This window comes from Pseudomonas hamedanensis (assembly GCF_014268595.2).
GTDB lineage: Bacteria > Pseudomonadota > Gammaproteobacteria > Pseudomonadales > Pseudomonadaceae > Aquipseudomonas > Aquipseudomonas hamedanensis.
In genome coordinates this window covers 1549319-1561568 of the sequence record NZ_CP077091.1, presented here as the reverse complement: position 1 = coordinate 1561568, position 12250 = coordinate 1549319, and the positions used below count along the sequence as shown (strand labels likewise).

Annotated in this window: 7 protein-coding genes; 3 read left to right on the top strand and 4 right to left on the bottom strand. The window is 61.8% G+C overall.

Going from position 1 to position 12250, the window contains the following annotated elements; genetic code table 11:
• Window positions 1–19 precede the first annotated feature (19 nt).
• Window positions 20–214: a hypothetical protein gene (locus HU739_RS06650; RefSeq protein WP_186547997.1), complete on the top strand. Its 195-nt coding sequence runs from the start codon at window positions 20–22 to the stop codon at window positions 212–214.
• A 97-nt stretch (window positions 215–311) separates the two neighbouring features.
• Entirely contained in the window at window positions 312–1328 is a 1017-nt protein-coding gene (locus HU739_RS06645; RefSeq protein ID WP_186547994.1) for an ABC transporter substrate-binding protein, read from the top strand.
• A 466-nt stretch (window positions 1329–1794) separates the two neighbouring features.
• Here the strand turns inward: HU739_RS06645 and HU739_RS06640 are convergent, their stop codons facing one another.
• From HU739_RS06640 to HU739_RS06625, 4 genes are all read right to left on the bottom strand, one after another.
• The gene (locus HU739_RS06640) at window positions 1795–2274 is read right to left on the bottom strand and encodes a copper chaperone PCu(A)C (RefSeq protein WP_186547992.1); all 480 of its coding nucleotides are present in this window, start codon (window positions 2272–2274) and stop codon (window positions 1795–1797) included.
• Window positions 2274–2879, bottom strand: coding sequence for an SCO family protein (locus HU739_RS06635; protein WP_186547990.1), 606 nt, complete (start codon window positions 2877–2879; stop codon window positions 2274–2276). The genes HU739_RS06640 and HU739_RS06635 overlap by 1 nt, the downstream gene beginning before the upstream one ends.
• A gap of 156 nt (window positions 2880–3035) precedes the next feature.
• The gene (locus HU739_RS06630) at window positions 3036–4388 is read right to left on the bottom strand and encodes an efflux transporter outer membrane subunit (protein WP_225922813.1); all 1353 of its coding nucleotides are present in this window, start codon (window positions 4386–4388) and stop codon (window positions 3036–3038) included.
• A 74-nt stretch (window positions 4389–4462) separates the two neighbouring features.
• Window positions 4463–5257: a helix-turn-helix transcriptional regulator gene (locus HU739_RS06625; RefSeq protein ID WP_186547985.1), complete on the bottom strand. Its 795-nt coding sequence runs from the start codon at window positions 5255–5257 to the stop codon at window positions 4463–4465.
• A gap of 480 nt (window positions 5258–5737) precedes the next feature.
• On the opposite strand from HU739_RS06625, the gene HU739_RS06620 reads away from it, so the two are divergent.
• Complete coding sequence (locus tag HU739_RS06620) at window positions 5738–12148, top strand: non-ribosomal peptide synthetase (RefSeq protein ID WP_186547983.1); 6411 nt, start codon at window positions 5738–5740, stop codon at window positions 12146–12148.
• Window positions 12149–12250 lie beyond the last annotated feature (102 nt).

The following is a 12250-nucleotide window of genomic DNA, read 5'->3' as shown; positions in this document are numbered from 1 at the left end:
ATGAAAGGGTCAAAAAAGTGTGGGTGATGATACCAAGGGCAGGCGCGCTGATCGGCTTTTTAAATGGCTGGGCTACGATTCGCAAATCGCCGGACGCTCAGTGTTTGCGGGCGTTCTGGACGAAGAGCCGCTGTTCGCTGAGTTGAGTTTTTTGTTTCAGGCTGTTGTTGGCCATCGCCTGCTCGCGATAGCGGTGCAATGGATAGCAAAATGACTCAGTGCTATCGTTATGCAATAAAGGTATTTAATTTATACTTTTTATATCGATAAAGTCAGGCCTTTCAGCTCACTCCCTTAGCTGCGAGGTTGTCATGGCCCCATCGTTCAAACGTTCCGCGCTGGCTCTATTGGCCGCGACCCTGACGGCGGGCGCGCTGTTCAGCAGCGCGGCCCAGGCTGAAGGCAAAATCAGCATTGCCCAGCAGTTCGGCATTGGCTACCTGATTCTTGACGTGGTACGGGATCAGCAACTGATCGAGAAGCACGGCAAGGCGCAGGGCCTGGATATAAAGGTCGACTGGAACAGCATTTCCGGTGCGACGGCGATGAACGAAGCACTGCTGACCGGCGCTCTGGACGTGGTGTCTGCCGGCGTACCGCCAATGCTCACCGTCTGGGATCGCACCCGAGGCAAGCAGAACGTCAAGGCCATCGCCGCGTTGGGCTCGATGCCCAACTACCTGCTGACCAACAACCCGAACATCAAGACCCTCAAGGACTTCAGTGACAAGGATCGCATCGCCGTGCCGGCTGCCGGCGTAGGTTTTCAGTCGCGCACCTTGCAGATCGAAACCGCCAAACAGTTTGGTGATGACCAGTTCAAGAAATTCGACAATATCTCGGTCAGCCTGCCGCACCCGGACGCGACCGCCGCGCTGATTGCCGGCGGCTCGGAAATCAATTCGCACTTTTCCAGTCCGCCGTTCCAGTACCAGGCCCTGCAAAATCCCAACGTGCACAAAGTGCTGAGCTCCTACGACGTTCTTGGCGGTCCGGGGACATTCAATGTGTTGTACACGACGGAAAAATTCCACGACCAAAACCCGAAAACCTACAAGGCGTTCTACGACGCGCTCGCCGAGGCCGAGAAAATCATCAAGGCCGACAGACCTGCCGCCGCGCAGGCCTATATTCGCGTAGAGCAATCGAAGTTGCCGCTGACCCTGGTCGAACAAATCGTCCAGGACCCGGAGATCGACTTCACCGTGGTGCCGCAGCGCACCTTTATCTATGCGCAGAAATTGCAGGAATTGGGTGTGCTGAAAAACAAGGCGGCGAGTTGGAAGGATTACTTTTTTGAAGAGGCGCATGGTGGTGAGGGGAGTTGAGGGTTCCGTCAGCTCCCAAAGGTTTTGTGCCGAACCCGAAAAACGGCGTCACCCGGAATTACTGTAGGAGTGAGCCTGCTCGCGATAGCGTCAGATCATTCAGCACTTTGGTGACTGACACACCGCTTTCGCGAGCAGGCTCACTCCTACAAAGGGATCTGTGGCAAGCGTGAAATAGAGCATCATCCAGAACCACTGTGGGAGCGAGCTTGCTCGCGAAAGCGTCAGATCATTCAGTACTTGATGACTGACACTCCGCTTCCGCGAGCAGGCTCACTCCCGCGGCTTTAGCGCTATTCCACGCCAGGTCAATTCTGCCCATTCACCGACCTGATCAGGTTATTGACGCTGTCTTTTAATGCCACGACCAGCGCCAAATTTACCTGAACGCAACAAAAACGGGGCGGTCCGATCATCGATCGAGCCGCCCCGCTTTTTTTCGGGCGAACAGTATTTCAGTCAGCGATCAATGCATTTTGCTGTGATCGTGGCCGCCCATGTTGGTCAGCGCACGAACCGCTGCTTTCACTTCGATGGTTTCTTTCTCGCCCTTGGCGTTTTCCACGGTCAGGGTCAGCGGCACGCTGTCGCCTTCTTTCAACTGGCCGGTCAGGCCCATCAGCATGACGTGGTAGCCGTTCGGGTCGAAGCTCACGGCTTTGCCGGCAGGCAGGTCAACCGACTTCACCGGGCCCATGCTCATGACGTCGTTTTTCATGCTCATTTCGTGGATCTGCACGTCTTTGGCCGCTGGCGAGGCGACGCTGAGCAACTTGCTGTCGCTGTCGGCGGTGAGGGTCATGAACGCACCACTGGCAGACTGCGTCGGCACGGTGGCCCGCACCCAGGCGTCGTCGACTCGGGTCTGCGCCGACACTTGGAATGCCAGGCCGAGCAGGGACAGTGCACACACGGTGCGTTTGAGATGATTCAGAACAGGACGCATCAGCAGACCTCCATAACAGTGAGCAAATCTTCCGTGCATTCTTCTGCCGAAAGCGATGTAGACAGACCCAGGCGCAATTCGCCACGCGAGTCGTAGACGTAGCTGGTGGCCGTGTGGGAAATGGTGTAAGTGTCGCCAGCCGGGACTTTCTCGTAGAACACGTCGAATTCCTTGGCCGTGGCCTTGGTTTCCTCAACCGTGCCGTACAGCGCGACGAAGCTGGGATCGAAGGCTTTAACGTAGGCGTCGAGGATTTGCGGCGTGTCGCGCTCCGGGTCCAGGGTGATGAAGATCACCTGCAGGCGATCGCCATCGCGGCCCATCAGTTTCTTGATCTTCGCCGCGCGGGCGAGGGTGGTAGGGCAGACTGCCGGGCATTGGGTGAAGCCGAAGAAAATCATCGGCATCATTCCGCGAAAGCTCGACAGCGACATGGTTTCGCCCTCGGTGTTCTTCAGCTTGAAGGTGCGTCCGAGGATCTTGTCGCTCAGATCCTTGCCGTACTTGTACGACAGTTGGCCACGGGTGTCGCAGCCGGCGAGCAGGCCAAGCCCGAGTACGCCCATTCCCGCAAGCACCTTGCGGCGAGTCAACAAAGCCGTCATTTGATACCGCCTTTTGCAGCCCGTCAGTCGACAGGACTGGCGGGGGGTTAACCGTAAAAGCGGCGCATGATAGCAAACTGAGCGCGACCGCCGGCCGCGGATCGCCGGTCCGCGCAGGATCGGGCGACAAAAGGTGTAAGAAGAAATGACCGGCGTTTACCGCGCGGGCCGATCATCATTCCGCCAGCCACCACCCAACGCGGCGTATAGATTGACCTCGGCTACCAGTTGCGCCAGGCGGTCGGTGATCAACCCTTGTTGCGACGCAAATAGCGAGCGCTGCGCGTCGAGAAACGTCAGGCTGCTGTCGACACCGTTGCGATAGCGGTGCTGCGCCAGGTTGTAGTAATCCTGGGTGGCCTGGACCAAATCGCGCTGGGCCTGCAATTGCTGCCCGTAGGTGCTGCGCGCCGCCAGTCCGTCGGCGACTTCCTGAAACGCTGTCTGAATCGATTTTTCGTATTCGGCGACGGCCACGTCTTTTTGCAACCTGGCGTAATCCAGGCTGGCGCGCAGGCTGCCGGCGTTGAAAAGCGGCAGGCTGATTTGCGGCTGGAAAGTCCACGCGCCGGAGCCTGCGCTGAACAAACCGGAGAGTTCACGGCTGGCCGTGCCGCCATTGGCAGTCAGGCTCACGCTGGGGAAAAAGGCTGCACGTGCCGCGCCGATATTGGCGTTGGCGGCTTTAAGTCGGTATTCGGCCTGGAGAATATCCGGACGCCGTTGCAGCAGGTCCGACGGCAGCCCGGCCGGCAGCGGAGAAACCAGCTCGCCAGCCAACGGCAGCGCCGGCAGTTGCGCCGGCACCGGCGCACCCACCAGCAGCGTCAGGCTGTTGAGGTCCTGCGCGACCAGACGCTGATAGCGCGCCAGATTGACCCGCGAGCTGTCGACGCTGGTCCGCGCCTGTGCCTGTTCCAGCGCCGAAGATTTGCCGGCTTCGCGGTTGCGTGTGGTCAGGTGCAGGCTTTGCTCATCGGCGGCGAGGGTGTCACGGCTGAGTTCGAGCAGTTGCTGATCGGCGCGCCAGGTCAGGTAGGCATTGGCAACATTGCTTACCAGGCTCAGTTCGGCACTGCGCCGGGCCTGCTCGGTGGCGAGCCATGTCTGCAGGGCTTGCTCGCTGAGGCTGCGCACCCGACCGAAGAAATCCAGTTCATAGGCGCTGATACCCAGATTGACCGCATAGGCCGAGGTGATCTGCGCCTGGCCACCGGTGACGCTGGATGGCAGGCGCTGGCGCAGTTCGTTGGCATTGGCCGAGACCGCCGGCAGCAGGTCAGCGCGTTGAATGCGGTATTGCGCCTGGAACGCCTGAACATTCAGCGCGGCCACGCGCAGGTCGCGGTTGTTGACCAAAGCGCTTTCGATCAGTTGCTTGAGTGCCGGATCGTTGAACAAGGTTCGCCAGTCATCGCCGGTTGTAGCCGGCCGCGTTGCCATGGGGTACTGCGCGGCACTGGGCGATGGCGGTCGCTGGTATTCCGGGATCAACGAGCAACCCGTCATCAGCAGGATCGTGCAGAACAGGGGAAGCCGTAAGGCGCGTTTGCGCCTCAGACGCTGGAAAGACTGAGATGAGTTCAAGCCCCGGCCATCCATTTCGCCAAGCCATGCCGCCCACTGACGCCCAGCTTGGCGGCGGCACGCTTGAGATAGGTTTCGATGGAGCTGTTCTTGACCCGCAGCTTTTCCGCCATCTGCGGCACGGTGCCGCCGGTCAGCAGGCCCAGGCAGACTTCCTTCTCGCGGGCCGAGAGGACGATGTTACTCAATGCCAGGCGTTCATCGAAGACTTGCGCCAGCGGTGCCTGATCCCGCTCGGCCAGCGGCGGGCGTGGCTGGCGGGCGAGGTTTTGCCGGGTCATCTGCGCATGGCGCTCGATCAGCGGCAGCAGGGTGTCGGACAAGCTTTTCAGAAACGCCAGCTCCGGCAGGGAGAACACCCGCTGCGTATGCGGGCGATAAACCGAGATGACGCAGCGGCGATTGGAGGTGCGCGACACCAGATTGCATTGATGCACGCAGTGCTGCGGATGACGCGGCAACAGTGAAGCTTTCAATTGAATCAGCAATGAATCGTTCATCTCGATCATCTTCTGCAACAGCGGATGATCGTCGGGCCGCTCCAGCGTGGCATGGCTGGCGCCGGCTTGCGGCAGACCTGCGCTGCCCAGCGGTTTGATCTCCACTACGCTCGCCTGGCGCTCATCCAGCGTCCACTCGCTGAGATCGAGGCGGTTGACCGGCACCAAAGTGTCGACCAACTGGAACATGTTGCTGGCGAAGTGATCGTCGCCGGTGCTGGCTATCAGCTCTCCAAGTTGCCAATAAAAATGCGGGTTTTCCATGTTGCGAATACTGCCGGTCAGATTCATATCCTTCTCATCCCTGGTTCAGAGCCATTACTGCTTCGTCTGCCGTTTCTGCCAAAAGCCACCGCGTGATCACTTCTCCTTGAACTGATCTGGAGCGGATTTAAGCCTATGCATTTGTCCTGCGTCTGTAGGGGAAAACAGGGACACAAAGTGCCACTATTTTGGAATGTTGGCGCTGGGATCCTGACGGTTCTCACTGGCGCTCAAACGAACTCTGTGACTGTCCGGTCACGGCGGGAGCCCGGTAGATAGGTCCGGAAGGATTTTCCAGCGGTCAGAGCTGGGCGAAAGGCAGCATCGGCGCATGGTGTTTTTCCTACAGATTTTTCAGCAATGCTCCGGCAGAAAACGCTAGGTCGCTGGCTGTGGAGGGGCTGTCCAGAGCCATGCGGGGTCGGTTGCGCTTGTCCGGGTTTCAGGTGTCATGCGCTCATCAGGGCCGATGCTTGAATACGCGGCAAATCACATGAGATGGATCTTATGCAGTCAACTTCTGCTTACGCGGCGGACGATCTGTCCGTGCCTTGCGAAACTTTTCCGCTGACCGCCGCCCAACGGGACATCTGGCTGGACCAGTTGAGCCGTGGCGACTCGCCGCTGTACAACATTGGCGGTTATGTCGAACTGTGCGGCCCGCTGGATAAGACCGTGATGCACGCGGCGCTCGAGTGTCTGGTTGCCAACCACGACGCGTTACGCACTGTCCTGCTGCCGGGGGCTGATACGCAAGGCATGCCCCGCCAGCGATTCGCCCCGACAATGCCGGTGGCGATGCCGCTGTTTGATTTTTCCGTGCACGCCGATGCGCGAACAGCCGCGCAAGCGCTGGTGCAACAGCAGATGGCGCAGGCTTATCCGCTGGAAGGCCAGCCGCTGTTCCGCTTCTGTCTGATTCGTCTGGACAGCCACCGCCATTGGCTGGCGACTCAGGCCCATCATTTGATTCTGGACGGCTGGGGTTTCGGGCAAATGCTCAAGTCCCTGGGCGACATCTACAGCGCGCTGAGTCAGGGGCAATCACCGCTGATTTCGCCGCCATCCTACGTCGAATTCATTCACGACGATGCGCGTTATCAGGCCTCGGAGCGATACACCCGTGATCGCGCCTACTGGCTCGACAAGTACCGTTCGCAGCCGGAGCCGCTGTTGTTACCGCGTCATCGTGAGCGTTCCAGTCAAGGGGCGCGACCGTCACAGGCTTATGTGCAAGCGTTGCCTGCATTGCTGCACCAGCGCATGCGACAGTCGGCGCGACAGTTTGGCGCTTCGGCGTTCCACGTGTTGCTGGCGGCGTTGCATGTGTATTTCAGCCGCACCGCGCAGCGTGACGAATGGGTGGTGGGCTTGCCGTTGCTCAATCGCTCGGGTGCGCGCTTTAAAACCACCCTCGGCTTGTTCGCTCAAGTCAGCGCCGTGCGCTTGTGCTTCGCTCGCGAGTTGCCGTTTGCAGACCTTGTGCGGTCCATCGCGGCTGAGCTGAAACAGGATCTGCGCCATCAGCGTTTTTCCCTGAGTGAGATGAATCGTGCGCTGGGTCTGCTGCGCGAAGACCGCGCCCAACTGTTCGAAGTCTCGGTGTCCTACGAGCAGGACGACCACGATTACCGTTATGGCGCGGCCTCGGCACACACCGTCAAAGTCTCCAATGGTCATGAAGCGACACCGCTGGCGGTTCACCTTCGCAGCAATCGCTTCAACGATCAGGCCTGGCTGCATCTAGTTTACGATCAAGCATACTTTGACGCCGCCGAAGTCGAAGCGCTGGGCGCCCGCTTGCTGCCGATTCTCGAGCAGGGGCTGGAGCAGCCCGCGCTGACGACGGCGGAGTTCTGCCTGAACACCGCGGATGAATCGAGTCAGTTACAGCAGTGGAACGCCACGCAGGCGGACTTCCCGCAAGACCAGACGATTGCCCAGCGCTTTACCGCGCAAGCAGCGCAGCGGCCCGACGCCATTGCTGCCCTTTATCAAGGGCAGCAACTGACCTATGGCCAACTCAACAGCCAAGCCAATTTTCTCGCCCGGCATCTGATTGCGCTCGGAGTTCAGCCCGATGATCGCGTTGCCGTCGTCGCCCGGCGTGGCCTCGATACCCTGACCGGACTGCTCGCGGTACTCAAGGCTGGCGCGGCTTATGTGCCGGTCGACCCGGCTCACCCGAGCGAGCGCTTGAGCTATCTCCTCACAGACTGCGCACCGCTGGCTGTGCTGACGCAAAGCGATTTGCGCGCCCGCTTGCCGTTGCTGCAAGTACCGGTGATTGAGCTGGATCGTCGCGACTGGCCGACCGACACCGACGCCGATCCTGTGGTGGCGGGGTTGACCGTGGCGAACCTCGCCTATGTGATTTACACGTCCGGTTCCACGGGCGTGCCCAAAGGCGTGATGGTCGAACACCGAGCGTTGGGTAATCTGCTCGACTGGCATTGTCAGGCCTTCAGCGTCGGCCCAGGCCAGCACACCTCAAGCCTGGCCGGATTCGGCTTTGACGCGATGGCCTGGGAGGTCTGGCCGGCCCTGTGCGCGGGCGCGACCCTGCACCTGGCCCCGGCCCAGGACGGCGGCGAAGACATCGACGCACTGCTGGCGTGGTGGCGGGCGCAACCGCTGGACGTGAGTTTTCTGCCGACACCCATCGCCGAATATGCGTTCAGCCGCCAGCTCGACCATCCGACCCTGCGCACGCTGTTGATCGGCGGCGATCGCCTGCGCCAGTTCAACCGCGCGCAATCGTTCGAGGTGATCAACAACTACGGTCCGACCGAGGCCAGCGTGGTCGCGACCTCCGGCAAATTAGAGGTCGGCCGTACGCTGCATATCGGCAAACCGGTGAGCAACGCAACGGTGCACGTCCTCGACGAACAGCAGCGACCGCTGCCCATCGGTATCGCCGGTGAGCTGTACATTGGCGGCGCCGGTATCGCCCGCGGTTACCTGAACCGCGCAGACCTCAGCGCCGAACGCTTCCTGCGCGACCCGTTCAGCGAGGTGCCCGAGGCGCGTCTGTATCGCACTGGTGATCGGGTACGCTGGCAGCACGACGGCACGCTGGAATATCTGGGGCGCAGTGATGATCAAGTAAAAATCCGTGGCGTGCGTGTCGAGCCGGGCGAAGTCGAGGCTGTACTGAGCAGCCACGACGCCGTCCGGGAGGCGGTGGTGCTGGCGCGTGATGGGCAGTTGTTGGCGTGGTTCAGCGAACGCCGGCCCGTGGACATCGTCGAGTTGCACGCTTATCTGCAAGTACGCCTGGCCAGTGCCATGTTGCCGCAGGCCTACGTGCGGTTGACGACGCTGCCGCTGACTGCCAACGGCAAACTCGACCGCAAGGCCTTGCCGGCGCCGGGCCCGGACGCCTTGATTCGCCGTGACTATGCGCCGCCGCAGGGCGACGTCGAAACGGCGTTGGCACAGATCTGGGCCGAGGTGTTGCAGGTAACGCGGATCGGCCGCCACGACCATTTCTTTGAACTCGGTGGGCACTCGCTGCTGGCGGTCAATTTGATCGAGCGTATGCGCCAGCTCGGCATGAGTTGTGACGTGCGGGTGTTGTTCGGCCAGCCGACCCTGGCCGCACTGGCGGCGGCCGTTGGCAGCGGGCGCGAAGTCGACGTGCCGGCCAATCGCATTCCGGACGGTTGCACCGCGATCAGCCCCGACATGCTGTCGCTGGTCGAGCTGGATCAGGCCACTCTCGACCGCGTGGTTGCCAGCGTGCCCGGTGGTGCCGCCAACGTGCAGGATATCTATCCGCTGGCACCGTTGCAGGACGGCATTCTGTACCACCACATCACCGCCACGCAGGGCGATCCGTACTTGCTGCAATCGCACCTCGCCTTCGACAGTCTGGAGCGTGTCGAAGCCTTTGCCGATGCATTGCGTCAGGCCATGGCCCGACACGATATCCTGCGCACTGCCGTGGTCTGGGAGGGGCTGGTCACGCCGGTGCAGGTGGTTCTGCGCCAAGTCGAACTGCCGGTACAGGAGGTCAGGATTGACCCCGCCCAGGGTGACGTTCTCGATCAATTGCATCGACGGTTTGACGCGCGCCGCTATCGCCTCGACGTCAGCCAGGCACCGCTGCTGCGCTTGCTGTTTGCCCGCGATCCGGGCAAGGGGCGGATGGTCGGTGTGTTGCTGTTCCATCACTTGGCGATGGATCACATTGCGCTTGAAGTACTGCGCGCCGAACTGTCCGCCAGCCTTGCCGGGCAGTGCGAGCCGTTGCCGCCAGCGGTGCCGTACCGCAACTATGTGGCGCAAGCGCGGCTTGGCGTCAGCGAGACGGAGCATGAAGGCTTTTTTCGCGAGATGCTCGGCGATATCGATGAGCCGACGCTGCCGTTCGGTCTGCACGATGTACAAGGCGATGGCCGCGGTATCGAGGAGTCGCAGCAACCACTGGCTGCCGAACTGGACGGTCGTCTGCGCCAGCAGGCGCGTCGGCTCGGCGTCAGCGTGGCGAGCCTGATTCACCTGGCCTGGGCGCGGGTGCTGGCGGCCACGTCGGGGCGTGAGCGGGTGGTGTTTGGCACGGTGTTAATGGGGCGCATGCAGGGCGGCGAGGGCGCCGACCGCGCACTGGGCGTGTTCATCAACTCCTTGCCCTTGCGGGTCGATGTCGCTGCGACTGCGCTAATCGCCGTGCAGGCCACCCACCAGCGCCTGACCGGATTGCTCGGGCACGAACACGCCTCGCTGGCTCTGGCCCAGCGCTGTAGTGACGTGGCGGCGCCGACTCCGCTGTTCAGCGTGCTGCTCAACTATCGGCACAGCGACCGTCAAAACGGCAATGCCGAAGGGCCGGACTGGCAAGGCATCGAAACCCTGGCCAACGAAGAACGCACCAATTACCCGCTGACCTTGAGCGTCGACGATTTCGGTGATGGCTTGCAACTGACTGCCAGGGCGCTGCCCCACATCGGCGCGCAACGGATTGGCGGGTACATGCAGATGGCCGTGAGCGGGCTGGTTGACGCCCTGGAACAGGACTCGGATCTGCCGGTGAACCGACTACCGATTCTGTCGCCGACAGAACGAGAGCAGTTGCTGACCCACTTCAACGCAACCGAAGTCGAATGTCCGCTCGAGCAGCCGCTCCACGTGTTGTTCGAACGGCAGGTGCAACGTCAGCCGGATGCGATTGCGTTGCAGGCCGGCGACGCGCAACTGACCTGGCGACAACTCAATGAACAGGCGAACCGCCTGGCCCATCACCTGCGCGAACAAGGCGTGCAACCGGATGACCGGGTGGCGATCTGTGTCGAGCGCAGTCTTGAGCTGGTAATCGGCTTGCTGGCGATTCTCAAGGCCGGTGGCGCCTATGTGCCGCTGGACCCGGACTATCCGCTGGCGCGTCTGCAATTCATGTTGCGCGACAGCGCTCCGGTGGCGGTGCTGCTGCACGCGGCGACTCGCAATTTGCTAGGTGACACGGATGCTACCGTGGTCGACTTCAACCGCAGCACCTGGGACGACGCGCCGAGCGGCAACCTGCAAGTGCCGGGCCTGAATGCGTCGAACCTGGCTTACATGATCTACACGTCAGGCTCCACGGGGACGCCCAAGGGCGTGATGATTGAACACCGCAGTGTTTGCAACCTCATGCACTGGGGCTCGCAGATTCGACCGCCGACCGCAGACGGCGCGCTGTTGCAAAAGGCGCCGTTCAGCTTCGACAGCTCGGTGTGGGAGATTTTCTGGCCGTTGAGCGCTGGCTTGCGGCTGGTGCTGGCGCGTCCTGATGGCAACCGCGATTCGGCTTACGTCACGCAAGTGATACGCGAACAGCGCATCAGCGTGGTCAAGTTCGTCCCGGCGCTATTGCAGCAATTCCTCGAGCAGGACGATGTCAGTGCCTGCATCAGCCTCACCGACGTGTTCTGTGGTGGTGGCGACCTGACCGTCGCGCTGGCCCGTGCGGTGCGCGAACGCTTACCGTGGGTGCGCCTGCACAACGTTTACGGCCCGACCGAAACCACGGTCGACAGCAGTGCCTGGACGTTGGAGCCTCATGAGCCGGTGCCCGAACGCGTCGTACCGATCGGCAAGGCACTGGGCAATACGCGGCTGTATATCCTTGACGGCAACGATCAGCCAGTGCCGTTGGGTGTCAGCGGCGAGCTGCACATCGGCGGCGCAGGCGTCGCGCGTGGCTATCACCGATTGCCGCAGATACAGGCTGAACGCTTCATTGACAGCCCGTTCGTGGCTGGTGATCGCTTGTATCGCAGCGGTGATCGGGTGCGCTACCAGGCGGACGGCAATCTCGAATTTCTCGGTCGCAGCGATTTCCAGTTGAAGCTGCGCGGCCTGCGCCTGGAACCGGGGGAAATCGAAGCCCGGCTGATTGAACATGGCGCCGTGCGCGAAGCGCTGGTGCTGGTGCGCGACGAGCGCCTGGTGGCGTACTTCACCGTGCGCGACGGTCACGCTGCGCCGCGCATCGAAGACCTGCGTGAGCAGGTCTTGCAGCAATTGCCGGAGTACATGGTCCCGGCCGCATTCGTGCGGCTTGCAGCGATGCCACTGACGCCCAACGACAAAATCGACCGCAAGGCGTTGCCGGCGCCCGGCGCCGAGCACTTGCTCAGCCGCGCTTACGTGCCGCCCGAGGGCGACATCGAACAGGCCGTGGCGCGGGTCTGGGCCGAGACGCTGGGCATTGATCAGGTCGGGCGCAACGACAACTTCTTCGAGTTGGGCGGGCATTCGTTGCTCGCCGTGAGCCTGGTGGCGCGCATGCGTCAGGCCGGCCTGCATGTCGATGCGCGCACGCTGTTCAGTCAGCCGACGCTGGCGGCACTGGCGGCGCAGACCTCGCGGCAAACGCACACGGTCGACATCGCGCCGACCACGATTCCGCAGCTCAACCGCAAGCGTCGGCTCTGACCCTCCAAACGCATCTGCGGGGGCCGGTGCGCGCCCGCAGAAGCGTCTGCGCTGCTGTCCAGAGCAGGGCTTGTCCCGGCTTCCCATGTCAGCCAGCACCGC